General features: G+C 72.5%; 21 protein-coding genes. 13 read left to right on the top strand and 8 right to left on the bottom strand.

Features of this window, described 5'->3' with window-relative positions:
• Positions 1–22: 22 nt before the first annotated feature.
• The 3 genes from AB0D74_RS19565 to AB0D74_RS19575 form a co-directional block, all read right to left on the bottom strand.
• Positions 23–1288 (bottom strand): acyl-CoA dehydrogenase, encoded by a 1266-nt coding sequence (locus AB0D74_RS19565; protein WP_362587961.1) that lies wholly within the window; start codon positions 1286–1288, stop codon positions 23–25.
• 77 nt (positions 1289–1365) lie between these two features.
• Positions 1366–2157, bottom strand: a complete 792-nt coding sequence (locus AB0D74_RS19570; RefSeq protein WP_362587964.1) for an MBL fold metallo-hydrolase — start codon at positions 2155–2157, stop codon at positions 1366–1368.
• A complete protein-coding gene (locus AB0D74_RS19575) occupies positions 2154–3599 on the bottom strand; it encodes a cytosine permease (protein WP_362587967.1) in 1446 nt (481 codons plus the stop codon). The genes AB0D74_RS19570 and AB0D74_RS19575 overlap by 4 nt, the downstream gene beginning before the upstream one ends.
• A 260-nt stretch (positions 3600–3859) precedes the next feature.
• Between AB0D74_RS19575 and AB0D74_RS19580 the strand changes: the two genes are divergently transcribed.
• The 7 genes from AB0D74_RS19580 (at position 3860) to AB0D74_RS19610 (ending at position 10527) form a co-directional block, all read left to right on the top strand.
• Positions 3860–4492: a TetR family transcriptional regulator gene (locus AB0D74_RS19580; protein WP_362587970.1), complete on the top strand. Its 633-nt coding sequence runs from the start codon at positions 3860–3862 to the stop codon at positions 4490–4492.
• Between the two features lie 619 nt (positions 4493–5111).
• Entirely contained in the window at positions 5112–5642 is a 531-nt protein-coding gene (locus tag AB0D74_RS19585; protein WP_362587973.1) for a hypothetical protein, read from the top strand.
• Between the two features lie 253 nt (positions 5643–5895).
• Positions 5896–7911, top strand: a complete 2016-nt coding sequence (locus AB0D74_RS19590) for a discoidin domain-containing protein (RefSeq protein WP_362588381.1) — start codon at positions 5896–5898, stop codon at positions 7909–7911.
• A 15-nt stretch (positions 7912–7926) separates the two neighbouring features.
• Positions 7927–8517: a TetR/AcrR family transcriptional regulator gene (locus AB0D74_RS19595; protein ID WP_362587976.1), complete on the top strand. Its 591-nt coding sequence runs from the start codon at positions 7927–7929 to the stop codon at positions 8515–8517.
• A gap of 124 nt (positions 8518–8641) precedes the next feature.
• Positions 8642–9274, top strand: a complete 633-nt coding sequence (locus tag AB0D74_RS19600; protein WP_362587979.1) for a hypothetical protein — start codon at positions 8642–8644, stop codon at positions 9272–9274.
• 48 nt (positions 9275–9322) lie between these two features.
• Positions 9323–9517 carry a hypothetical protein gene (locus AB0D74_RS19605; protein ID WP_362587982.1) on the top strand — a complete coding sequence of 65 codons (195 nt, stop codon included), beginning with the start codon at positions 9323–9325 and terminating at the stop codon, positions 9515–9517.
• Positions 9472–10527, top strand: a complete 1056-nt coding sequence (locus tag AB0D74_RS19610; RefSeq protein WP_362587985.1) for a cytochrome P450 — start codon at positions 9472–9474, stop codon at positions 10525–10527. The genes AB0D74_RS19605 and AB0D74_RS19610 overlap by 46 nt, the downstream gene beginning before the upstream one ends.
• Positions 10528–10629: 102 nt before the next feature.
• Here the strand turns inward: AB0D74_RS19610 and AB0D74_RS19615 are convergent, their stop codons facing one another.
• The 3 genes from AB0D74_RS19615 to AB0D74_RS19625 form a co-directional block, all read right to left on the bottom strand.
• On the bottom strand, positions 10630–12045 hold the full coding sequence (locus tag AB0D74_RS19615; RefSeq protein WP_362587988.1) for a glutamate decarboxylase: 1416 nt from the start codon (positions 12043–12045) through the stop codon (positions 10630–10632).
• A gap of 197 nt (positions 12046–12242) precedes the next feature.
• The gene (locus AB0D74_RS19620) at positions 12243–13226 is read right to left on the bottom strand and encodes an alpha/beta hydrolase (protein ID WP_362587991.1); all 984 of its coding nucleotides are present in this window, start codon (positions 13224–13226) and stop codon (positions 12243–12245) included.
• Between the two features lie 107 nt (positions 13227–13333).
• Entirely contained in the window at positions 13334–13651 is a 318-nt protein-coding gene (locus tag AB0D74_RS19625) for an antibiotic biosynthesis monooxygenase (RefSeq protein ID WP_362587994.1), read from the bottom strand.
• Between the two features lie 142 nt (positions 13652–13793).
• On the opposite strand from AB0D74_RS19625, the gene AB0D74_RS19630 reads away from it, so the two are divergent.
• From AB0D74_RS19630 to AB0D74_RS19655, 6 genes are all read left to right on the top strand, one after another.
• A complete protein-coding gene (locus tag AB0D74_RS19630) occupies positions 13794–14699 on the top strand; it encodes an AraC family transcriptional regulator (protein ID WP_362587997.1) in 906 nt (301 codons plus the stop codon).
• A 156-nt stretch (positions 14700–14855) separates the two neighbouring features.
• Entirely contained in the window at positions 14856–15605 is a 750-nt protein-coding gene (locus AB0D74_RS19635; protein ID WP_362588000.1) for an SDR family oxidoreductase, read from the top strand.
• 96 nt (positions 15606–15701) lie between these two features.
• Positions 15702–16283 (top strand): MarR family winged helix-turn-helix transcriptional regulator, encoded by a 582-nt coding sequence (locus tag AB0D74_RS19640; RefSeq protein WP_362588003.1) that lies wholly within the window; start codon positions 15702–15704, stop codon positions 16281–16283.
• A 177-nt stretch (positions 16284–16460) separates the two neighbouring features.
• A complete protein-coding gene (locus tag AB0D74_RS19645; RefSeq protein WP_362588006.1) occupies positions 16461–18602 on the top strand; it encodes an MMPL family transporter in 2142 nt (713 codons plus the stop codon).
• Between the two features lie 142 nt (positions 18603–18744).
• Positions 18745–19359 (top strand): sigma-70 family RNA polymerase sigma factor, encoded by a 615-nt coding sequence (locus AB0D74_RS19650; protein WP_362588009.1) that lies wholly within the window; start codon positions 18745–18747, stop codon positions 19357–19359.
• Positions 19356–20348 (top strand): cobalamin B12-binding domain-containing protein, encoded by a 993-nt coding sequence (locus AB0D74_RS19655; RefSeq protein ID WP_362588012.1) that lies wholly within the window; start codon positions 19356–19358, stop codon positions 20346–20348. The genes AB0D74_RS19650 and AB0D74_RS19655 overlap by 4 nt, the downstream gene beginning before the upstream one ends.
• Positions 20349–20367: 19 nt before the next feature.
• On the opposite strand, the gene AB0D74_RS19660 is transcribed toward AB0D74_RS19655, so the two are convergent.
• Together AB0D74_RS19660 and AB0D74_RS19665 are read right to left on the bottom strand one after the other, a co-directional pair.
• Complete coding sequence (locus tag AB0D74_RS19660) at positions 20368–21873, bottom strand: cryptochrome/photolyase family protein (RefSeq protein ID WP_362588015.1); 1506 nt, start codon at positions 21871–21873, stop codon at positions 20368–20370.
• Positions 21870–23243 (bottom strand): deoxyribodipyrimidine photo-lyase, encoded by a 1374-nt coding sequence (locus AB0D74_RS19665; protein WP_362588018.1) that lies wholly within the window; start codon positions 23241–23243, stop codon positions 21870–21872. Before AB0D74_RS19665 ends, AB0D74_RS19660 begins: the two co-directional genes overlap by 4 nt.
• Between the last annotated feature and the right edge of the window lie 222 nt (positions 23244–23465).

Raw genomic sequence — 23465 nt, forward strand, 5'->3', positions numbered from 1 at the left:
AGGCCGAGCACCACGGTCGCTCTCACCGTCGGGAGTCCGCGATGGGCCGGTTCTCCGCCGCTGCCCGGGAGTCGTAACCGCCGGCGGCGATCGCCTGGCCGATCGCGCGGCGGCGTATCCCCATGTTGCCGCCGTCGTAGAGGGGCAGTGCCAGGGCGTCCTGCAGCATGCGGGTGAAGGGGCGCTCATTGGCGTAGCTCTCGACGCCGACCAGACGCATCGCGTCGTAGACGACCTGTACGGCCAGTTCGGAGCAGTGGACCTTGGCCATGTTCGACAGCTCCATGTCGGCGCCCGCGGTCTCGTCCAGCCGGTGGGCGGCCTTCCAGACGAGGTAGCGTGCGGCCTCCAGCCGCATCTTGATGTCGGCGAGCATGTAGGCCACGTTCTGGTGCTCGACGACGGGTACGGCGCCGCGTCGGCGCTCGGTCACGGCGAATGCGCGGGCCGCGTCGAACGCCTGCTGCATCACGCACACCGCCTCCGCTCCGACGGTGACTCCCGACCAGGCGAAGGTCCGGGTGAGGAGGTCGATCCCGTCCCCCGGGCGCCCGACCATGTTCTCGACGGGCACCCGGACCTCGTCGAACACCACGCGCGGCGACAGACAGGCACGGTGCCCCATCGTGTCCAGGGACGGACCGTAGGAGATGCCCGGGGAGTCACCGGGGACCGCGATCACCGAGAGTGTCTGCTCGGAAGGTCCGTCGCCCACCCGGCAGGCGACCGAGAAGAACTCCGGGCCCTCGCCCTGCCAGCCGTATCCGTTGGTGGTGAACGCCTTGCGTCCGCTGATCACCCATTGGTCGCCGTCGCGGCGCGCGGTCGTGGTGAAGCCGGCGGACGGGTCCGGGGCGTCGAAGTTGGCGCTGCCGCCGTCCTCGCTGAAGGCCAGGGCGGCCATCGGGGTGCCGTCGTCGGCAAGGAAGGGAGCGAGGAAGCGTCGGCGCTGTTCCGGGCTGCCGCCGATCAGCACCGGGTAGAAGCCGAGGCCGGAGGAGAACAGACTGCAGGACACGCTCATGTCGCCGTGTGAGATCTCCTCTCCCACGATCACGAGGTCGAGGACGGACCTGAAGGTGCCTCCGAGGTCGGCCGGGATCATGGCTCTGAGGTAGCCCGCTCGCACCATCTCCCGGTAGATCGGCCGGGTCGCCAGCAGACGCTCCTCCGGGGTCGGGATTCCGGCGACGAGGCGCTCCACCCCGGCGAGGTGCTTCTCGGCGAACTCACGTGCGGCGGCGCGGTCGGCGAGTTGTTCCGGGGTCAGTGTGAAATCGACGGCCATGGGTTCTCTCCATCCGGTCGGAGGTGGTGTCGCGGTTGGTCACGCGTGGCGGGCGGTGGCAGGGGCAGCGGTACGGATCACCTCGACGTCGACGAACGCGAGGCGACGTAGGCGTGGATCAGCTCCAGAAGACGCGGACGTCCGAAGGGCTCGCCGTGTCCCGGGTAGACGACGGTCACGGGCAGGTCGGCGAGGCGGTTCAGCGAGTCGACGTAGTCCGCCACGTGCGCGCCGTTGATCGCGTCGAGGAGTTCCTCGCCCTCCTGGAGGTCGTAGACCACGTCCCCGGAGAACAGTGCGCCCGTCTCCGGTTCGAACAGCGCGATGCTTCCCGGGCTGTGGCCGGGGAGGTGGAGGACGGTCAGCCTGCGGTCGCCGAGATCGACGACATCTCCGTCGCCGAGGGGCAGCCACCGCTTCGGCGGGCGCAGTTCGTACGAGTCGGGGTCGAACTCCGGGCCGGGCGCGGCGTCCACCATGAGCTCCGGGAACTCCGCCGCGTACGCCGCCCGCAGCCCCAGCAGGTCCGCGAGGCGTCCGCCGCGCAGGGTGCCGGGTGCCGGAGCGTGGAGTGCCTCCGCCGGGTGGGCGTAGCACCGGTCGAACTCGTGGGCGCCCCCCAAGTGGTCCAGGTGGGCGTGGGTCACCACCAGGGCCGGATCGTGCTCGAAGAGCTGCGGCAGTTCCTGCCGGAGGGAGTGCACCCCGAGGCCCGCGTCCACGACGAGATCGCGTCGGCTGCCGCGCAGGTGCCATATGTTCGCGCGCAGGAACGGGTGCACGTACGGCTCGATGCTCACGGAGAGTTCGTCGGTGACCTGAATGACCTGGAACCACCGGTCGGCCACAGGACAGGGCGGAGTGATCACAGGATTCCCTTGCGGTGGTTGCCCAGCAGCAGGCTGCCGCCGGTGTGGAGGAGAGCGGCGACGGCGGGGCCGACCAGCGCGGAGAGGTCCCCGCCGCCGATCGCGGTGGCCACCGGGCCGACGAATACCGTCGTGTTCACGCAGAGCAGCGCAGCCGCGGTCCCGCCGGCCAGGGCCAGGACGCCCGACCAGTTGACACCGTTGTGGAACCAGAACGGGCCGGACGGGGAGGTGTCGTGCAGGGCGGGGCCGTCGTACCGGTTGCGCCGCAGCAGGATGTCGGTCCCGTAGACGGCCAGGAAGGGTCCGAGGAGAGCGACGGAGAGGGCGAGGACGTTGCTCATCGAGGTGAGGAAGCTGGTGGAGGCCAGGGCGGTCACGCACAGGGCGCCGCCGAGCACCGCGTCCGCGATCACCGACCTGGCCCGGCTGATCCGCACGCCCATCGCCTGCAGGGCCAGCCCCGACGAATAGACGGTCAGGACGTTGTTGGTGATCGACCCGACGACCAGGACGAGGAGGAAGACGGCGTAGAACCAGGAGGGCAGGATGGCCCTCATGTTGGTCTGGGGGTCGGACATGTCGATCGCGGAACCGGCCAGGATCCCGATGCTTCCCAGGGCCATGGCGGGTATCCAGCCGCCGAACGCGGTCCATCCGGCCACCGCGCGCGGCGCGGCGGTCCGCGGCAGGTAGCGGGCGTAGTCGGCGCTGCCGGGCCATCCCAGGGGCAGGGCGGCCACTGCGGTGAAGCCGATCAGCACCGACGCCCACAGCTTGCTGCCGGCGAGCGAATGGAAGCCGGCGGGGTGCAGCGTCGCGTGCCGTACGACGAAGAATCCCAGGGCGACCGTGCTGGCGCCCAGCAGCGCGGAGAACCACACGCTCAGGCGGACGATCGTCGCGTGCCCGTACACGCCCATCGCGAAGGTGACCACGCCGATGAGCACGGTCACGGCCACCTTGACGGGGGCCGACGTCCCCGCTCCGACGAAGGACGCCAGCGAGAACCCGGCGTCGGCGCCGATCGCCAGGTTGAGTCCCTCGTAGGCGATGCAGAGGACCCACACCGCGCCCGCCCCGAAGACGCGGTTGCCCCGGACGCCGTACATCGCCCGGGTGACGACGGAACTCGGTGAGCCCGTACTCGGGCCGCTGACGGCCAGGAGGCCGACGAGAGCCCAGAAGAGGTGGCCCGCGGCCAGCACCGCGAAGGACTGCCAGATCGACAGCCCGAGGACCGGGAGCAGCCCGCCCACCAGGATGTAGAAGTACGCGAGGTTCGACGACAGCCACACGGCGAACAGCTCGCGCGGGCGGCCGTGCCGGTCCGCCGGGCCGATGTACTCGACGCCGACGCTTTCGATCCTGCCGAACCGGTCGACGGCTTCCTCGGGCGGTGCGGGACTGGGTTCTGCGGCGAGATACGAGGCGTCAGACATGAAGGTCACCGTGCCTTCCGTTGGGCAAATGCCCAATAGTTCCGTTGGGCAGGGAGCCAACAACAGAGTCACCGGCCTGTCAATGGCTCGCGCACGGCGTCTTGGGATGCGGATGGTCGAGCATGAAAATTCCTCTGACCTGCTCAGTTCGTCGGCATGATCGAGTTCTGCTCTGCGGATGAAGTGTTGGTTGTTTGCCCAATAGCGTGCTTCGGGCGGCCCGGATACACTGGCCGCCCGAAGCGAAGGGCGGGGATTGCGTGGGGACCAGAGGCCGGAGGCTGAGCCCGCAGGAGCGGCGCCAGGAGATGCTCGACGCCGCCCTGGACCTGGCGGACGAGGTGGGGCTCGATCGGCTGACGTCACGGGACATCGGAGCCGCCGTCGGCGTGGCCCCGGGGCTGGTCCACCACTACTTCGCCTCCATGGACGAACTGATCGTGGAGGCGTTCGCCCAGTTCACCGGAGCCGAACACGACGAACTGCGCTCGATCATCGAACCGCTTCCGGCACTTCCGGCCCTGTGCGGACTGGTGGCACGCCAACTCAACGCCCCTCTCCGCTACGCACGTGTCTGGATGAGCGCCTGGGTGGCGGCCCCGCGGCGGCCCGAGCTGGCGGAGGAGGTCGACCGGCGGATGGTGGATGGCCTGGACCTGCTGACGGACCTGCTCACCCGGGGGAACGGCGAGGGCGTTTTCCGGCTGACCGACCCCCGTGCGAGCGCCTTCCGGATTCTCGTGCTGCTCGACGGAGTCCTCGTGCAGATCTCCATGCGCGCCGAGAAGTCCTATGGCGATGTGACCAGGCTCGTCTGGGAAACGGTGGAACGCGAGGTCGGACTCACCGCCGGCACCCTCAGCGGTCCTGGCGGGCCGGTCACGGCCCCCTGACCGAGCGGCACTCGCCGCCGAAGCCGCGCCGGCTCGGGCGTGCACCAGCGCGGGCGACGTGGTCCTTCTGCGATGTCTGTGTCCACGACCCGTCCCCGTTCCAGGGCTGGTTCCAGCCCGAGGCCGCCAAGCCGCACCGAGCCGCTACAACTGACCGGCCCCTGGCGGAACGCGGTGGAAGGTGCGGCGGCGGGCGGCCGTGCTGTGCGCGGGGATCGTCACGTCGGCGGTGACCGCGCCGGCGCCGGCCTTTGGCCGGCGTCCTGGGAACTGCCGAACACCATCACCTGCGACGACCGGCCCCCGGTGGTCCCGCCGCCCGCCCCGGCGCCCTGGTGGGGCACGGCCGCTGAAGCGGTCACGCCGTCACGGGACAAGGGCCGCCGCCACCGGTGGGAGGCGGCCCGCGAGGTGCGGGACATCTGCCGTACAACCCTCTGCGGGTCCAACGGGTCTCACCTTATGTCCGAAGTGCTCCGGGAAGTCCGGGGGCGGTCGCTTCGCGCCACGGGGAACTGCACCGACCACGCATGCCTCTTGGGCTTCCCCCGCTTCGGAACGCGTCTCTGCACGCGTCATGACGTGTGGCTCGACCACGACGACCAGGGGGAAACATCACATGCGGCATCTCAAGACCGCCACCGCGGCGCTGGCCTGCGCCTTCGCTCTCATCCCGGCCGGAGTAGCGACCGCCGGGACCGGCCCGGCACCCGCACCGGCCGCGCGGACGGCCACCGCGGCGGCCTCCACCGCGCCGTCCGCCGACGGTAACCCGGCAAGCCCGCGGGCCAGGGCGGCCGGGGTGTGCGCGGACGCCCACCAGATCGGAACCACCGGGTACATCACGCGCGCCGGCAGGACCGCCGCCTCCGTCAAGCAGTTCTACTCGCCGTCCTGCGGCAAGAACTACGGCTACGTCTGGGTGTGGCAGAGCTTCCGCGACGCCGTCGGAGACTACGACGTCACCGCGGCCGTCTACAGCTACTCCCAGGACGAGGTCCTCGGCAAGCGTTCCTGGACCAACACCACCGCCCAGGAGTTCTGGTCCAACGGCACCGGCACCGTGAGCGAATGCACGGCCGGCTCGGGCACCGTACGGGCCGCCGGCGACCCCGCACCGGTAGGGGGGTACTCCAGCAAGCGCTGCTGAACCCGTGCCCGCGGTGGGGCGGCCAACGTGATCCGCCCCACCGCGGGCCGCAGTGCGACGTCCTCATGAAGATCGGGTACTTCAGGTCAAGCGTCCCGGACACTTGACTCGGTCGGTGCGCGGCCCGATCCTCGTCCCAGGTATTGCGCGGTTCATGACAACGCCATGGTTTCGTCAACCGCGCCCCCGTCGACCGAGGGACGTGGCCGTGACGCCGACTCGACGCTCGTACCGCAGACGCAGGCACGTCACCATGCTGTCGCTGCTGCTCCTGGTACTGACCATGGCCCTCGGGCCCACGCCGAGTTCGGCGGCCGGCAACAACTGGTGGGACCCGACCGCCCGACCCGCCCCGGACGTCCAGATCGACGTCACCGGCGAGCCGTTCACCGGGACCAACTCCGCAGGCGAAGTGCAGGGGTTCGTCGACGCGCACAACCACCTCTTCGGCAACGAGGCCTTCGGCGGCCGGCTGATCTGCGGCAAGGTCTTCTCCGAGGCCGGTGTCGCCGACGCCCTGAAGGACTGCCCCGAGCACTACCCCGACGGCACCCTCGCCCTCTTCGACTACATCACCCACGGCGGCGACGGCAAGCACGACCCGGTCGGCTGGCCCACCTTCAAGGACTGGCCCGCGTACGACTCGATGACCCACCAGGCCGACTACTACGCCTGGGTGGAGCGGGCCTGGCGCGGCGGACAGCGCGTGCTCGTCAACGACCTCGTCACCAACGGCATGATCTGCTCCATCTACCCGTTCAAGGACCGCAGTTGTGACGAGATGACCTCGATCCGGCTGCAGGCGAAGATGACCTACGCGCTCCAGGCGTACATCGACACGATGTACGGCGGCACCGGCAAGGGCTGGTTCCGGATCGTCACCGACAGCGCACAGGCCCGGCAGGTCATCGAGGAGGGCAAACTCGCCGTCGTCCTCGGGGTGGAGACCTCCGAACCCTTCGGCTGCAAGCAGATCCTCGACATCCCGCAGTGCAGCAAGGAGGACATCGACAAGGGGCTGGACGAGCTCTACGCGCTCGGCGTCCGCTCGATGTTCCTCTGCCACAAGTTCGACAACGCGCTGTGCGGCGTCCGGTTCGACTCCGGCGGCCTCGGAACGGCCATCAACGTCGGCCAGTTCCTCTCCACCGGCACCTTCTGGCAGACCGAGAAGTGCACCGGCCCGCAGCACGACAACCCCATCGGGAGCGCCTCCTCGGAAGCCGAGTCCGACCTGCCGGCGGGCGTGGACGTCCCCGCGTACGACTCGGACGCGCAGTGCAACAAGCGCGGCCTCACCGAACTCGGCGAGTACGCGGTGCGGGGCATGATGAAGCGCAAGATGATGCTGGAGATCGACCACATGGGCGTCAAGGCCGTCGGCCAGGCCCTCGACATCCTGGAGTCCGCCTCCTACCCCGGCGTGATCTCCTCGCACAGCTGGATGGACCTCGACTGGACCGGGCGGGTCTACGCCCTCGGCGGCTTCGTCGCCCAGTACATGCACGGCTCCGAGGGCTTCGTCGCGGAAGCCGCCCGCACCAAGGCGCTGCGCGACAAGTACAACGTGGGCTACGGCTACGGCACCGACTTCAACGGCATCGGCGACCACCCCGCCCCGCGCGGCGCGGACGCCGCGAACAAGGTGACGTACCCCTTCACGAGCGTCGACGGCGGCTCCGTCATCGACAAGCAGACCTCCGGCGAGCGCACCTTCGACATCAACACCGACGGCGCGGCCCACGCCGGCATGATCCCCGACTGGATCGAGGACATCCGGAAGGTCGGCGGCCAGGACGTGGTGAACGACCTGTTCCGCGGCGCGGAGTCCTACCTCGACACCTGGGGGGCCACCGAACAGCACCAGGCCTCGGTCAACCTCGCCAAGGGGCAGCCGGCGACGGCCAGTTCGTCCGAGTCGAACCCGTTCACCAGCTACCAGCCGGGCCGCGCCGCCGACGGCGACGACAGCACCCGCTGGGCCAGCGACTGGAGCGACGACCAGTGGTGGCAGGTCGACCTCGGCTCCACCCACCTGGTCTCCCGGGTGACGCTCGACTGGGAGCGCGCGTACGGCAAGTCGTACCGCATCGAACTCTCCACCGACGGCACCACCTGGCAGACCGCCTGGTCCACCACGAGCGGCGACGGCGGCCTGGACACGGCCAGGTTCACCGGAACCCCGGCCCGCTACGTACGGGTCCACGGACTCGACCGCGGCACCGACTGGGGATACTCGCTCTACGAGGTCGGGGTCCACAGCGCCTGAGGCGGAGGTTCACGGATGGCACGCATGCCGTCGGCACAGCGGCGCGAACAGCTGACGGAAGCGGCCATCAGGACGATGGCCCGGGACGGCGTCGCCAAGGCGACGACCCGGGCCATCGCCGCCGAGGCGGGCGTGTCGCTGAGCGTCTTCCACTACTGCTTCGAGTCCAAGCAGGCCCTGATCGAGTCCGTCATCACCACCCTCACCGACCACTCGGTGACCGTCGTGCGGGAAGCGCTGCGGCCCAGGGCCACGCTGGAGGAGACCGTCCGGGCCGGCTTCGCGGCGTACTGGGCCCACGTCCGCGACCGCCCCGACGAGCACATGCTCACCTACGAACTGACCCAGTACGCGCTGCGCGAGCCGGGCTTCGAGCACCTGGCCCGCCGCCAGTACGAGCTGTACGGCACCGCCTACACCGAACTGATCGAGCACCTGCGCGGCAGCAGCGACCTGCGACTCCGCGTCTCCGTCTCCGTGCTGGCCCGCTATCTCGCCGCCGTGACCGACGGCCTCACCCTCAACTACCTCGTCCTGGGCGACGAGTCGGCCTGGAACGACATCCTCGACACCGTCACCGCCCACATCGCGGGTCTCGTGGCCTGACGACCACGCGGCGCGGCGGCTTCACGTACGCGCACCCTGTGCGGTCACACTGTCCCGACCACCACGACCGAGGTCCGGCCACGCGCGACCTCCACCGGGACGACGAGGGGCAGGCGGCGGACGTATGAGGCAGGTGTTCCGGCCGGGCCCCCGGCGTCCGCGGCTGCGCTTCGACGGCTGGATCGCGGGCCTCGGCACCACCTCCGGCACCCGCGTCGTGCTCGGCCACTGGCTCCGCTCGCCGTTCGGGCCGTTCAGCGACGTGATGCTGGAACGAAGCGACGGGGAACGGATGCTGCTCGCCCCGACCCCGCGGACGGCGGAATTCGTGAGCGGCACCTACCACTTCGACACCGTGCGCGTCGTACCGGTCGACGTCGCCGTCGTCGCGGACACCTGGACCGTCACGGCAGGCCTGCTCCGCCTGCGCTTCACCACCGGCCGCCGCACGCCGCTCGGCCGGCTGCTGCACGCCGTCCCGGGCCCGCTCGCCCGCCGGCCGGCCTGGTCCGTCGTCACGGACGGTGTCGCCCGCGTGCTGCTGCCCGGCGTACGGACCCGGGGCAGCGCGGGCGGAGGCCGCAGGGAGTGGTACGGCGCACGGGACCTGCTCGCGATCCGTGACCTGTCCGGCGCCTACGACGAGGAGAGCCTGGGCGCGCTCGCTCCGGTCGAACCCCCCGTCCGCTTCGGGTTCGGCTCGGTACCGCGCCGACCCGCGCTCACCCGGGTCACCACGACGGTCGAGGCGGAGTGATCCGCTTCCGCACCCGGGAACTCATGCCCGCCGTGGCCAGTGGTTACGATGACACGTGAACCGTTTCCCTCCTCCCGGCCGGACGGCGTGATGAGCACCGCCGTCTCCTTCCCGCTCGGCGCCTCGACCACGCTCGCCGAACTCGCCCGGGATCCGCACCCGCGCCTCGCACTGCTGCGCGCCCACGAGCCGGTGTCGTGGCTGCCCGAGCTGAACGGCTGGCTGGTCACGCGCTCGACGTGATGCGGGACGCCACCACCTTCACCGTCGACGACCCCCGCTTCAGCACCGCCCAGGTCGTCGGGCCGAGCATGCTGTCCCTGGACGGCGCCGCGCACGCCCGCCACCGGGAGCCCTTCGCGGCACCCTTCCGGCCCCGAAGGGTGCACGACGGCTTCGCCGCGTTCATAGAACGGGAGACCGACCGCCTTCTCAGCGCCCTGGAACCGGCGGGCGCCGCCGAACTGCGCCGCACCTTCGCCGGACCGCTCGCCGTGGCCGTCGTGACCGAGGCCCTCGGACTGGTCGGGGCCACCACGGACACCGTGCTGTCCTGGTACGACGCCATCGTGCGGTCCGTCTCGGACATCACCGCGGGCCTGGCGGCGGGCCCGGCGGGTCCCGCCGCGTACGCACAACTGCGGGCCGCCGTCGAGGCCACCGTCACCGACCGGCGCGCCTCCTCGCTCCTCGTCTCGGCCGCGGAGCAACTGGAACTGCCCGAAGTCGCCTCCAACGCGGCGGTCCTCATGTTCGGCGGCATCGAGACCACCGAGGCGATGATCACCAACGCGCTGCTCCACCTGCTCGAGAACCCCGGCCAACTCGCCCTCGTGCAGGCCGATTCCGGTCTGCTGGACGGCGCCGTCGAGGAGTCCCTGCGCCTGGAGCCCGGCGCGGCGGTGGTGGACCGCTACGCCACCCGCGACACCGTCCTCGGCCCGGCCACCATCCGCAGCGGCGACCTCGTCAGCGTCTCCCTGACGGGCGCCAACCGCGACCCGGCCGTCTTCACCGACCCGGACCGTTTCGACGTCCGCCGCGCCGAGGCCCGCCTGCAACTGGCCTTCGCCCACGGCCCGCACCACTGCCTCGCCGCCCATCTCGCCCGCCTGGAGACCCGCATCGCCCTCCAGCGCCTGCTCGAACGCCTCCCCGGCCTCCGCCCCGACCCGCAACGCCCTGCCACGCCGCACGGTCTGGTCTTCCGCAAGCCGGACGCCCTGCACGTGCTCTGGGACGCCCCGGCCTGATGTCCCTGACGTCCCACGCAGGTTCATGCGGTCGCCTGCGGGGACAACGGGGCAGGCGCGCGCACGGGCGGTCGTGGCGGGTGGTGTGCGGAACTTCCGCGTCTACGCGGAGGCGCCGGCGTGCGCCGGCTCCGGGGTGCCGGCCGGTGGCCTGCCGCTCGGCGCCGGCATGGACCGGCGGGGCCGGAGCTGCCGGGTGACGTCCGCCAGGTCGGTGAGGAAGGAGCCGGCGAGTTCGGCGGTGAACCCGGTGCGGACGACGAGGCGCAGGACGGAGACGTCCTGGCAGGGGGCGGGGAAGGTGTAGGCGGGCAGGTGCCAGCCGCGTGCGTGCATGGCCTGCGAGACGTCGAAGACGGTGAAGCCGTGCGATCCCTGCGCCAGGCGGAAGGCGAGGGCGGGGAGTTCGGATCCGTCGGTGACGAGTTCGTAGGGCGGGATGGCCCGGATGCGGGCCGCCAGGTCATGGGCCGTCGTACGGTTCTGGACCGCGAGGTGGCGCAGCCCCTCGAAGCCGTACCGCAGGAAGCTGTAGTACTGCGCGACGACGTGGGCGCCCGGGCGGGAGAAGTTGAGGGTGAAGCTGGGGGAGCGACCGCCGAGGTAGTCCACCTCGAAGACCAGGTCGTCCGGAAGGGCCTCGGTGTCGCGCCACAGGGCCCAGCCGAGACCGGGGAAGACGTGCCCGTACTTGTGCCCCGAGGTGTTGATGGAGGCGACGCGTTCGAGCTGGAAGTCCCACATCAGACCCGGGTCGAGGAACGGCGCCACCATCGCGCCGGACGCGCCGTCCACGTGCACGGGGATGTCGGTGCCGGTCGCGGCCTGGTAGCCGTCGAGGGCCATGCAGATGTCGGCGACGGGCTCGTAGGAACCGTCGTAGGTGGAGCCGAGGACGGTGACGACGCCGATGGTGTTGTCGTCGCAGTAGGCGGTCAGGGTGTCGGGCGTGAGGTGGTAGCGGCCGGGCTCCATCGGGACGTAACGCGGCTCCACCTCGAAGTAGTTGGCGAACTTCTTCCAGCACACCTGGACGTTCGCGCCCATCACCAGGTTGGGGCGGGCCGTGTCCTTGCCCTGCCCGCGCCGGCGCTGCTGCCAGCGGCGCTTGAGCGCGAGGCCGCCCAGCATGGCCGCCTCGCTGGAGCCGGTGGTGGAGCAGCCGCGGACCCGCTCCGGGTGCGGTGCGTGCCACAGCCGGCCGAGCATCCGCACGCACCGCTCCTCCATGGCGGTGATCTTCGGGTACTCGGCGCGGTCTGCGAGGTTCTTCTCCGCGGTGTCCGCCATCAGCTGCCGTGCCTGCGGTTCCATCCAGGTGGTCACGAAGGTCGCGAGATTGCGCTGTGCGTTGCCGTCGAGCGCGAGTTCGTCGCGCACCTGCTGCAGTACCAGCTCGGGCGGGGACGCGACCGGCGGCAGTTCGTCGGCGGGTCCGGGAAGGTAGGTGGCGGCGGGCGGGGTGAGGGTGCCGAGGTCGGTCGTGGAGATGACGTCGGCGGTATCCGGGATGGGCATGTGCGTCTCGGTGCTTTCTGGTCCGTGTGGCCCCCGTGCACTTTCGACGCTAGATCGCCGAGCGGGGCGGCATCTGTGCCGATTACACCGATCCAGCGACCGATTTGCAGACCGATGAACTGAATTTTCCCTCGCGTATACGGGCGGAGGGCGGTTCCGGCCCGGCCCGTCACCCATCCCGGCTCTGTCGGCAGGGCCTACTCGGCGTTGTCGGCGCGGTGCGCCGACAGGTGCCGTGCGAGCCAGTCGGTGCGGGTGCGGCGGGCCGTGGCGGAGATGCGGGCCTGCGGGTAGAGGGCGTCGAAGCCGTGGAAGCCGCCGGCCCAGACGTGCAGTTCGGCCTGCCCGCCGGCCGCCCAGATGCGGGTGGCGTACTCGGTGTCCTCGTCGCGGAAGACCTCGGCGGAGCCGGTGTCGATGTAGGTGGCGGGCAGGCCGGAGAGGTCGTCGGCCAGCGCGGGCGAGACATGGGCGGGCACCTCGCCGCCGCTGAGGTCGCCGAGGACGGCCTGCCATCCGAAGGCGTTCATCTCGCCGGTCCAGACCCCGGGTATGCCGGTGTACTGGCGGCTGGAGACGGTGGTGTTGCGGTGGTCGAGCATGGGGCAGACCAGCACCTGCGCGGCGATCGCCGGGGTCCCCAGGTCGCGTGCCAGCAGGGTGAGGCCGGCGGCGAGACCGCCGCCCGCGCTGGCACCGGCGACGATGATCCGGGCAGGGTCGATGCCCAGTTCGGCGGCGTGCTCGACGGTCCAGAGCAGGCCCTGGTAGCAGTCGTCGACGAGCGTGGTGCCGGTCGCCTCCGGCGCGAGCCGGTAGTCGACGGAGACCACGACCGTGCCGAGCTCGTCGAGCCACTCCAGCGGGATGTCGATCTGTGAGAAGCGGTCGCCCATGACCATCCCGCCGCCGTGGATCCAGTAGACGCAGGGGGCCGGGGCGTCGGCGGCGGGGCCGGTGTGCGCGGGGCTGAGCACCGACAGGCGGATCTCGGCACCGTCCGCGGCCGGGACGGTGATCTCCCGCCGGTCGGCCCGGCGGTGCGCGAGGAGGTCGTCGACGGGGGTGGAGGGGAGCAGCCGCAGCTGGGCGAGGAGTTCCGGGGTGAGCCGGGACATGAGAGGCATACCGGCGAGCAGTTCGCTCAGTTCGGGGTCGAGGGCGGGGCGGGCGGCGGTCATGGTCGGGCCTTTCTCCGGGTGACGCGGTGCGATGAGGGTGACGTGGGCGACAGGGGCGACGAGGACGGCAGGGGCGACGAGGGCGACAGGGCCGCGGGGAGCGGGGTTCAGAACGCGGCCCTGCCGCGGACCGGGACGTAGTCGGTGTACTCGGCCTCCTTGGCCAGCAGGCCGCCGATCCGTGCCACGATGGCCTGGGCGGCCTCGCCGGCGAAGATCCGGTGATGGTCCTCCTCGCTGGTCCACCCCTCGGTGACGTGGACGACGTCCGGGTCGGACGCGGAGCGGGAGACGAGGTAGACGACGCAGTGTTCGCTCGCGCCGGGGCTGCCCTCGTCCAGGCCGGTCAGCAGCAGGGCGACCAGCTGGTCACCCTTGCCGGGCGCGGCGGTCAGGGTGGCGTTGAAGCCGTATGCGGCAATCATGGAGTCCTCTTCCGGATGGGGGAGTGCGGTGATTCCATTCAAGCGCCCTGACCTGCGTAAACGTTAGAGCGATCCTCGCTTGCGCTTGCACGATCCTCGCGACCGCGGGAGCGATCGGCGGCGGGAGTGGTGCAATGGCGGCATGCTCCTCGACGAGTTCCGCAGCCTGCTGGACCGGCACGCCCGGCCCGACTGGACCACCGCCATCGACGGCGTCCTCATCTCGAAGATCGACCGGCCGGACCCGCCGGCGCCCTCCATGACCGGAACGGTGCTCGCGGTCATCGCCCAGGGCGCCAAACGTCTCGCCCTGGGCGACCGGGTCTACGAGTACGGCGCGGGGCAGTACCTGGTCGCCTCCGTCGACCTGCCTGTCACGGGCCAGTTCACCCGGATCGGTCCCGAGTGCCCGGCCCTGGGGTTCGGTCTCGCCCTGGAGCCGTCCGCCGTCGCCGAACTGCTGCTGCAGGCGGGCCCCGGCGATCTTCCGCGGGCCGGTGGCGGCGTTCCGTCGGGGATCGCCGTCAGCGACGCTCCGGCCGCACTGCTCGACGCGGTGGTCCGGCTGCTGCGGCTGCTCGACGAGCCGCGCGACCGGGCCGTGCTCGCGCCGCTGGTCAAACGCGAGATCCTGTGGCGGCTGATCACCGGCGAGCAGGGAGCGACGGTGCGCGAACTCGGCCTGGCCGACAGCGGCCTCAGCCATGTCTCCAGGGCCGTGCGCTGGATCCGCGAGCACTACGCGCAGTCCTTCCGCGTCGAGGACGTGGCGCGCATGTCCGGTATGAGCGTCTCCGCCTTCTACCGCAACTTCCAGGCGGTGACGGCGATGAGCCCCATCCAGTTCCAGAAGCAGATCCGGCTCCAGGAGGCCCGGCTGCTGCTGGCCACCCGCCCTGGCGACGTCACCGGGGTCGGCCGGCGTGTCGGCTACGACAACGCCTCGCAGTTCAGCAGGGAGTACCGCCGCCAGTTCGGCATGCCCCCGAGCCGGGACGCCGCCCAGCTGCGCGGCACCCCCCAGGCGCCGGCGAGCGCTCTCCTCTGAACGGGCTGGAAGCCCAGAGAGGATCGTGCAGGAGGAAGCGAGGATAGTTCTACTGTCTGTGCAGGTCAGGGCGATTCAATGGGATTACCGATTCCGTGGCGGAGCAGGAATGTGCCTGTTCGGTCCCGGATCCCTTCTCGTCGTGAGGACCGCACCATGAAGACCGTACTCATCACCGGCACCTCGTCCGGCTACGGACGCCGGACCGCCCTGCACTTCCACGAGCAGGGGTGGAACGTCGTCGCCACGATGCGCACCCCCCGGCCGGACGTGCTGCCCGTCTCGGACCGGCTGCGGGTGGTCGCACTCGACGTCACCGACCCGCAGAGCATCGCCGCCGCGCTGGACGCGGCCGGCCCGGTCGACGCTCTGGTCAACAACGCGGGCGTGCCCTCGATCAGCGTGTTCGAGGGCACCCCGATGGCCCGCGTCCGGGAGGTCTTCGAGACCAACACCTTCGGTGTGATGGCGACGACCCAGGCGGTCCTGCCCCTCTTCCGTGAGCGCGGCAGCGGCGTGATCGTCAACGTGACCTCCAGCGTGGTGCTCGGGCACATGCCGCTCTCGGCCGTCTACAAGGCGAGCAAGATGGCCGTCGAGGGGTTCACCGCTTCCCTGGCGCTGGAACTCGCGCCGTTCGGCGTGTACGCCAAGACCGTCGAGCCGGGTGCCTGCCTGACGACGAACTTCGCTGCCAGGGCGACCAACGGCACCCCGCTCGACCAGCTGGTCCCGGCGCCGTACGCGAGCTGGGCGGAGAAGACCATGGCCGAGTTCACGGGCCAGGACCTGTTCACCCAGGAGAGCGACGTCGCCGAGACCGTGTGGCGAGCCGTCCACGACACCACCGGCCAGCTCCGCTTCCCGGCCGGCCCCGACGCGGTCCGGCTCGCCCAGGCCAAGTGACGGCAAACGCCTGACCGCGGGCGGCGTCGGCGTCCTCCGCCCCCCACCCGCACGCACCTCGGCCGTGATCCGCGAGCACCCCGGTACGATGCGCCGGTGGACACGGAGACGAGCGGAAGGCCCCCGGCGCGGCGGCGCGCGGGGGGCGCCGCGGGTCCGGCCCCGGCCGGAGCGCCGTCGGCCTCCGCCACGGACCGCTCCGCCTCCGCCGGTGAACTCCCCGCCTTCGCGGGCGACCTGTCGGCCTTCGCGGTGCAACTGCGCCGCATGCACGGTGAGATCGGCCGGGTCATCCAGCAGTACGCGGCCCGGCAGAACCTGCACGCCACCGACGTGCAGGCGCTGGCCGCCATCCTCGACGCCCCCGAGCCGGTCACGCCCACCAGGCTGCGGACGCTGCTCGGTCTCACCTCGGGCGCCGTCACCGCCTGCATCGACCGGCTGGAGCGCGCCGGACACGTCCGCCGGGTGCGCGAGGACGCCGACCGCAGGGTGGTGCACCTCCAGTACGTCGCCGACGCCCGCGCCGCCGCCCGAAGCCACTTCCGGCCCCTCGCCGACGCCCTGCGCCAGGCCGGGGCGGACTTCGACGAACACGAACTGGCCGTGGCCCTGCGGTTCCTGACGGAGCTCAACGACATCCTGGCCCGGGTCCCCGGGGAACCCGCCGGCCGCTGAGGCGCGGTCCGGGCCGCGGCGGCGACCCCGGGATCCGCGCCTGCATCCGATCGGCCGGCCCGGGCGGAAGCAGCGGTGAGATACCTCGGGATCTACATTACTCAATCATTGAGATTGTTTATCGTCGAGCTTTCTCCCCTGTAGGCCCCTGCCGCCCCCGCTCGCCCGAGGAGTCGCATGACACCGCCGCACCACCGAACCCGCGTGCTCGTCCCGTTCGTCCTGGTCGCCGTCTGGCTGGTGGTGGGGGCCCTGCTGGGACCCTTCGCCGGACGGCTCGGCGAGGTCGCCACCAACGACCAGGCCGCCTTCCTGCCCCGCAGCGCCGAGTCCACGCGTGTCCTGCGCGACCAGGCGGCCTTCCGGCAGCGCGAGACCCTGCCGGTCATCGTGGTGTGGACCGCCGACGGCAAGAAGATCGCCGGTGCGCAGCAGCGCGCGGCCACCGCGGCGACGGCCGCGCTCGCCGGCACGTCCGCCACCGCCGGAACGCCGTCCCCCGCCCTCCTCTCGAAGGACCGCGCCGCCCTCCAGGCCGTCGTGCCGCTCCGCCCCGACCTGGGCGACCGGCTCGCGCCCGCGCTGGAACGGGTCCGGGCGGCGGCCGAGATCCACGGCACCCGGGTGCAGCTGGCCGGCCCCGCCGCCACCCAGGCCGACCTGGCGGACGCCTTCTCCGGCATCGACGGAGTGCTGCTCGCGGTCGCCCTGGCCGCCGTACTCCTCATCCTGCTGCTGGTCTACCGCTCCCTGCTGCTCCCGCTCGTGGTCATCACCGGCGCGGTGTTCGCCCTGGGACTGGCGTGTGCCGTGGTCTACGCCCTCGCCGACCATGGCCTGGTACGCGTGGACGGACAGGTGCAGGGCATCCTCTCGATCCTCGTCATCGGCGCCGCCACGGACTACGCGCTGCTGGTCACCGCCCGCTGCCGGGAGGAACTGGCCGCGGGCCGGGACCGGTACGACGCCGCCCGCGCCGCCCTGCGCCGTTCGGCCCCGGCCGTCCTGGCCAGCGCGGGCACCGTCGCCCTCGGCCTGATCGCGCTGCTGCTGAGCGACCTCACCAACAACCGGGCGCTCGGACCCGTCGGCGCCGTCGGGATCGCCTGCGCCGCACTGAGCGCCCTCACCTTCCTGCCGGCCGTCCTGGCCCTCCTCGGCCGCCGCGCCTACTGGCCCGCCAGGCCCGCGACCGGGGCCGGCACGACCACCCGGCTCTGGGAGCGCGTCGCCCACCTGGTCGACCGGGCACCGCGCCGGGTGTGGGCCCTCGCGCTGACCGGACTGCTCGTCTGCTCGGCGGGCGCCCTGACCCTGGACTCGCGCGGCGTACCGCTGGACGAGACGTTCGTACGGCACGTGCCGTCCGTAGCCGCCCAGCAGACCCTGGCCGAGCACTTCCCGGCCGGTGCGGGCACCCCCGTGGTGGTCCTCGCCGACGCCGCCTCGGCCGACCGGGTGGCGCGCACCGTGCGGAACACCGCCGGCATCGCGGCGGTCACCGCGACCGGCCCCGGGGGCCGTCCGGCGGCCCGGCCGCAGGTGGCGGACGGCCGGGTGAGGTTCGAGGCGACCGCGCAGGCGGCCCCCGACACGCAGGCCGCCCGCGACACCGTGGCCCGGCTGCGCGCCGCGCTGCACCGGCTGCCCGGCGCCGACGCCCTGGTCGGCGGCTACACCGCGCAGCAGTACGACACCCTGCGCGCCGCCGAACGCGACCGTACGGTGATCGTCCCGGTGGTGCTCGCCGTCATCCTGACCATCCTCGTGCTGCTGCTCCGCTCCGTCGCGGTGCCCGTCCTGCTCGTGCTGACCGTCGCCCTCAACCTCACCGCGACCCTGGGCGTGGCGGCGCTGGTCTTCCACGACCTGTTCGGCTTCAGCGGCACCGACCCGTCCGTACCCCTGTACGGGTTCGTCTTCCTGGTCGCCCTCGGCGTCGACTACAACATCTTCCTGATGTCCCGGGTCCGGGAGGAGACCCTGCGGCACGGCACCCGCGAAGGGATCCGGCGCGGGCTCGTGACCACCGGCGGGGTCATCACCTCCGCGGGCGTGGTGCTCGCCGCGACCTTCGCCGCGCTCGGCGTGATTCCGCTGGCCTTCCTGGTGCAGATCGCCTTCATCGTCGCCTTCGGCGTACTGCTCGACACCCTGGTCGTGCGCTCCCTGCTGGTGCCCGCGCTGGTCCGGGACGCCGGGGACCGGGTGTGGTGGCCCACCCGGCCCGGCGCCGGGGAACCGGACGGCCGTACCCCGGCACCGGAGCGGCGGCCCCACGCCGTCCTCCAGGGGGAGGACGGCGGCCCGAGCACCTGAGGGCCGTCCGGGCGGGGTGAACGGCAGGGCTCCGGCCGCGATGGCGGCGACTCGATGCAGACTCGATGCGAGTTGCCGCCGCCGGGGCGCCGGACGGACGGTGGTGGTGAGGCAGGAAGCCTCCCGCACAAGGAGCAGCCGGATGACCGCGATCGCCGAGGCCGAAGTCCCCACCGTGCCCGGGGCGGACCCGGAGAACGATCTGGCGCTGCGGTTCGCGGCCGGGGAGGAGGGCGGCCTGGAGGCGGTCTACCGTCGCTGGGCGCCCCTCGTCCTCTCCCTGGCGCGGCGGTCGCTGGGCGACGGCAGCGAGGCCGAGGACGTCACCCAGACGGTGTTCCTCGCGGCCTGGCGCGGCCGTCGGGGCTACTCGCCCTGCCGTGGCCCGCTGCCCGCCTGGCTCGTGGGCATCACCCGCCGCAAGGTCGCCGACGCCCTGTCCGCCCGCACCCGGCGCACGGACGTCGCGGCGGCGGTGGCGGCCCGCGAGTCGACCCGCCCGCCGTACCCGTCGTACGCGCAGGACGCGGTCCTGGACCGGGTGGACGTCACCCGGGCGCTGCGCCGGCTCCCCGAGGCCCAGCGGCGGGTGCTGTGCCTGGCCTTCTACGGTGACCTGACACAGACGCAGATCGCCCACGTCACCGGCTGGCCGCTGGGTACGGTCAAGAGCCACGCCCGGCGCGGACTGCTGCGCATGGAGCGGAGCCTGGCCGGGACGCGGGCCGGGGAACAGCCCGACGAGAGGAGCGCATGACCACCGTGGGTGTCGACGCGCCGCCGCCCGAGCCGTCCGCCGTCCCGGGCGGCGCCGGGCTGACCACCGGTGTGCTCGCGCGCCGCCTCGGGGTCTCGCCCATGACCCTGCGCTCGTGGGACCGCCGCTACGGCATCGGACCGACCGCACGCACCGAGGGCGGCCACCGTCGCTGGACGGCGGCGGACGTGGCGACGGTCGAGGAGATGTGCCGGCTGACGGCGACCGGCATCCCGCCGGCCGACGCGGCGCGCGCCGCCCGCACAGCCGCCGCGGGAGCGCCGCCCACGGCGGAGACCGTCCCCGCCGGACGGTCGCGGGCCGCCGGCGCGCTGCCCCTCGGCGACGTACGTCTGGAGTGCCGCGGGCTGGCCCGCGCCGCCGTACGGCTGGACGCCCCGGCCCTGGAGGAACAGCTCACCGCCGTCGTCGAGCGGTACGGCGTCGTGGCCGCCTGGCAGGAGGTGATGGTGCCCACCCTGCACGCCGTGGGACGCCGCTGGGCCTCCTCCACGGACCAGTACGTCGAGGTGGAACACCTGCTGGCCTGGCACGTCTCCACCGTGCTGCGCCGCAGCGCGCCGCCCGCGCTCCCGGTGCCCTCCCCGACGGGGGGCTGCGTCCTGCTCGCCTGCGCGCCCGGCGAACAGCACACACTGCCCCTGGAGGCGCTGCACGCGGCACTCGGGCGTGAGGGCCTGCCGGTGCGGATGCTGGGAGCCGCGGTACCCGTCGAGGCGCTGGACGCGGCGGTGCGCAGGCTCGGTCCGGTCGCGGTCGTGCTGTGGGCCCAGGAGAGCGCCCGGGCGGCTCCGGCCCTGGCCCGGCACGTCGCCGGACAGCGCTGGGGCATGAAGGGGGCGCGGCGCGGGCCGGCGGTCCTGCTCGGCGGCCCGGGCTGGGGCCGCGCCCAGCCCGCAGGCGTGCTCAGACCGGCCGGACTGGCCCAGGCCGTGGACACGCTGCGCGCGCTGTGCGGCGCGGGGTGAGCGACGGCCGCCCCCGGCCTCACGGGATCCCGGTCCGCCACCGGCGCTCCTGCCCGAGCACCTCGTCGAGGTCGCCGAGCCGGTCCAGCCCCTGGACCGCGCGCCGCATGCGGGCGTTGACCGACAGCAGCCGCCGGTGCCGGTGCAGGAAGGCCCAGTACCCGGCGGTGTAGGGACACGCGCGCGGACCCGTGCGTTCGGTGGGCCGGTAGGCGCAGCCGTTGCACAGGTCGCTCATGCGGTGCAGGTAGGCGCCGCCCGACGTGTACGGCTTGGTGGTCATCCGGCCGCCGTCCGCGTACTGGGACATGCCCACCACGTTCGGCACCATCACCCAGTCGTAGCCGTCGACGAAGCAGCGGTGGAACCAGTCGGTCACCGCGGCCGGGTCCCAGCCGCGCTGCAGGGCGTGGCTGCCCAGCACCATCAGGCGCGGGATGTGGTGCGTCCACCCGGTGTCGCGCACCTGCGCCAGCACGCCGGAAAGACACCGCGCGCCGACCGCGTCCGCGTCCAGCTCGGCGAAGTACTCCGGCAGCTCGCGCGTGTGCCCGAGCGCGTTGCCGTGCCGGTACTCCTCGCCGAAGTGCCAGTACAGCTGCCAGACGTACTCCCGCCAGCCCGCGACCTGCCGTACGAAGCCCTCCGCGCTGTTCACCGGGACGGCACCGTCCCGCCAGGCCCGCTCGGCACCCTCCACGCACTCCGCCGGGTCCAGCAGCCCCAGGTTCAGCGACGACGACAGCAGGCTGTGGCTCATCTCCGGGGAGCCGGCGAGCATCGCGTCCTCGTACGGTCCGAAGGACGCCAGCCGGTGCCCCAGGAAACGGCGCAGGGCCGACAGCGCCTCCCGGCGCGTGGCGGGGAAGCGGCGCGGCCCGTCCCGGCCGACGAACCGCACCCCGTCCTCGCGTTCCCACCGGTCGAGGTCGTCGCGGACCTCGGCGTCGATGTCGTCCTCCCGGGGCCGGTACGGGCCCGGCACGTCGAGCTCCCGGGCGCCCCGCGGCGGGGGCTCGCGGTTGTCGTGGTCGTGGTTGAACCGGCCGCCGGCCGGCTGGTCGCCGTCCATGAGCAGGTCGTGCTCCCGGCGCACCCAGCGGTAGAAGTCCTCCTGGAGCAGCCGCCCGGTGCGCCGGCCGGCCCAGTCCGCGAACTCCTCGTGCGCCACCAGGAAGCCCCGGGCGGGCAGCACCCGTACCCCGGGCAGGGACCGCACCAGCCGGAGCGCCGCGTACGAGGTGGGATGGCACACCGTGACCGGCCGGCCGTCCACCGCACGCCGCAGGCCCTCGCGATAGGTTTCCGCCCGTACATAGCTGACCCGCTCGCCCAGTTCCGCTGCCCGGTGCCGCATCGCGGAGAGCACCAGGTGCGCCTTGGCCCGGTGGAATCGGCGCCGCCGGAAGACCGACCTGGCCTCGATCATCACCACGGGCGCCCCGCGGCCCGGCCCGTCCGCGCCGCCGGGCGTGAGGAAGTGCGGGCCGAGCTGATCGCCGAAGATCCAGTGCGGGGTGGTCATGCCCGTCCCCGGGCCCGCCGGAAGCGGTCCAGGCCCTCCGGCAGGGACACCACCGGCTCGGGGTAGTCCGTGCTCGCCCGCTCCAGCCCCGGAAGCTTCCACGGCTCGTGCACCTCGGACCCCCGCACGTCCGCCAGCTCCGGCACCCAGCGCCGCACGTACGCTCCGTCCGGGTCGAACCGCTTGCCCTGGACGACCGGGTTGAGCACCCGGTTGGGCCGGGTGTCGGTGCCCGTGCCGGCCATCCACTGCCAGTTGAGCTGGTTGTTCGCCACGTCCCCGTCGACCAGCAGGTCCAGGAAGTGCCGGGCGCCCACCCGCCAGTCGACGTAGAGCGTCTTGGTGAGGAAGCTCGCGACCAGCAGCCGGCCCCGGTTGTGCATCCAGCCCTCGTGGCTCAGCTGCCGCATCGCCGCGTCCACCACCGGATAGCCGGTACGGCCCGCCCGCCACGCCTCGGTGTCGGCCTCCGCGCTCCTTCCGGTACGCCAACGGTCACGGTGGGTCCGGTAGTCGTGGCCGGCGGCGTCGGGGCGGGCGGCGAGCACCTGGCGGTGGAAGTCGCGCCAGGCGACCTGCCGTACGAACGCCTCCGCGCCCGTCCCGCCCGCCTTGCGCGCCCGTTGCACCGCCTCGACCGGCGACAGCGTGCCGAAGTGCAGGTGAGGGGAGAGTCGGGAGGTGGCGTCGCCGGCCAGGTCGTCGTGCCGCTCCTCGTAGGCGTCCACGCCGGATCGCAGCCACGCGGTGAGCCTGCGCCGCCCCTCCGTCTCGCCGCCCGCGCACAGGCCGGGCGACACCCCGCTCACGGCGCCGCGCTCCGGCAGCGCGGCGGAGCCCACCTCCTCCGGCACGCTGATCGCGCGCGGCGCCTCCAGCACGTCCCGCAGCCCCTCGGCGGACCAGCGCCGGAAGTACGGCGTGAACACCGCGAAATGGTCGGAGGCGGCCGGCGTCACCGCGCCCGGAGCCACGGCGGTGCTCACCGTGTCGTGCACGTACAGGCGCCGCCCGTCGGCCTCCAGGGCCCGCCGCAGCCGCCGTTCGCGCGCGTTCGCGAAGGCGCTCACGTCGCCCGCCATGTGCACCTCGTCGGCATCCGCCTCGGCGGCCACCCGGCACACCTCCGTGACCGTGTCACCCTCGCGCAGCACCAGCCGGCCGCCCCGTTCCCGCAGCCGGGCGTCCAGGTCCCGCAGACAGTCGGCGAGGAACGCGAGCCGGTTCGGTGCGCCGAAACCCGCCCCGTCCACGGACCGGTCCCGCACGAACAGCGGCACCACCCGGTCCCCGCCGTGCAGCGCCGCGCGCAGTGGTGGATGGTCCGACAGGCGCAGATCGCAGGTGAAGAGGACGACCGAGGTCTGCATGGGGCTCACTTTCGCTTCCGGTGGAGTCCTTCTCGAAGGGTTTCGCCCCGCGGGCCTCTGCCGGATGCGGCGGGCCGCCGTCAGACCCCCGTTCGGGTGATGGTGCGGAGCGGCGGACCGTCGGACGGATCACGAGCCCGGGCGGGACGGGTCCACGAGCTGCCACCGGATGACCTTGAAGTGGGCCTATGCGCCCTATTGTGGCTTTTGTGGTGTGCCTCT

The organism is Streptomyces sp. NPDC048278 (assembly GCF_040652195.1).
In the GTDB taxonomy this organism is placed as follows: Bacteria; Actinomycetota; Actinomycetes; order Streptomycetales; family Streptomycetaceae; genus Streptomyces.

What these genes read in the sequence shown, in the direction of transcription:
- AB0D74_RS19590 (WP_362588381.1), top strand. Translation starts at nt 5,896, where the DNA reads ATGCTGTCGCTGCTGCTCCTGGTACTGACCATGGCCCTCGGGCCCACG.
- AB0D74_RS19565 (WP_362587961.1), bottom strand. Translation starts at nt 1,288, where the DNA reads ATGGCCGTCGATTTCACACTGACCCCGGAACAACTCGCCGACCGCGCC.
- AB0D74_RS19645 (WP_362588006.1), top strand. Translation starts at nt 16,461, where the DNA reads ATGACACCGCCGCACCACCGAACCCGCGTGCTCGTCCCGTTCGTCCTG.
- AB0D74_RS19625 (WP_362587994.1), bottom strand. Translation starts at nt 13,651, where the DNA reads ATGATTGCCGCATACGGCTTCAACGCCACCCTGACCGCCGCGCCCGGC.
- AB0D74_RS19655 (WP_362588012.1), top strand. Translation starts at nt 19,356, where the DNA reads ATGACCACCGTGGGTGTCGACGCGCCGCCGCCCGAGCCGTCCGCCGTC.
- AB0D74_RS19665 (WP_362588018.1), bottom strand. Translation starts at nt 23,243, where the DNA reads ATGCAGACCTCGGTCGTCCTCTTCACCTGCGATCTGCGCCTGTCGGAC.
- AB0D74_RS19630 (WP_362587997.1), top strand. Translation starts at nt 13,794, where the DNA reads ATGCTCCTCGACGAGTTCCGCAGCCTGCTGGACCGGCACGCCCGGCCC.
- AB0D74_RS19600 (WP_362587979.1), top strand. Translation starts at nt 8,642, where the DNA reads ATGAGGCAGGTGTTCCGGCCGGGCCCCCGGCGTCCGCGGCTGCGCTTC.
- AB0D74_RS19575 (WP_362587967.1), bottom strand. Translation starts at nt 3,599, where the DNA reads ATGTCTGACGCCTCGTATCTCGCCGCAGAACCCAGTCCCGCACCGCCC.
- AB0D74_RS19615 (WP_362587988.1), bottom strand. Translation starts at nt 12,045, where the DNA reads ATGCCCATCCCGGATACCGCCGACGTCATCTCCACGACCGACCTCGGC.
- AB0D74_RS19585 (WP_362587973.1), top strand. Translation starts at nt 5,112, where the DNA reads ATGCGGCATCTCAAGACCGCCACCGCGGCGCTGGCCTGCGCCTTCGCT.
- AB0D74_RS19650 (WP_362588009.1), top strand. Translation starts at nt 18,745, where the DNA reads ATGACCGCGATCGCCGAGGCCGAAGTCCCCACCGTGCCCGGGGCGGAC.
- AB0D74_RS19635 (WP_362588000.1), top strand. Translation starts at nt 14,856, where the DNA reads ATGAAGACCGTACTCATCACCGGCACCTCGTCCGGCTACGGACGCCGG.
- AB0D74_RS19605 (WP_362587982.1), top strand. Translation starts at nt 9,323, where the DNA reads ATGACACGTGAACCGTTTCCCTCCTCCCGGCCGGACGGCGTGATGAGC.
- AB0D74_RS19660 (WP_362588015.1), bottom strand. Translation starts at nt 21,873, where the DNA reads ATGACCACCCCGCACTGGATCTTCGGCGATCAGCTCGGCCCGCACTTC.
- AB0D74_RS19620 (WP_362587991.1), bottom strand. Translation starts at nt 13,226, where the DNA reads ATGACCGCCGCCCGCCCCGCCCTCGACCCCGAACTGAGCGAACTGCTC.
- AB0D74_RS19595 (WP_362587976.1), top strand. Translation starts at nt 7,927, where the DNA reads ATGGCACGCATGCCGTCGGCACAGCGGCGCGAACAGCTGACGGAAGCG.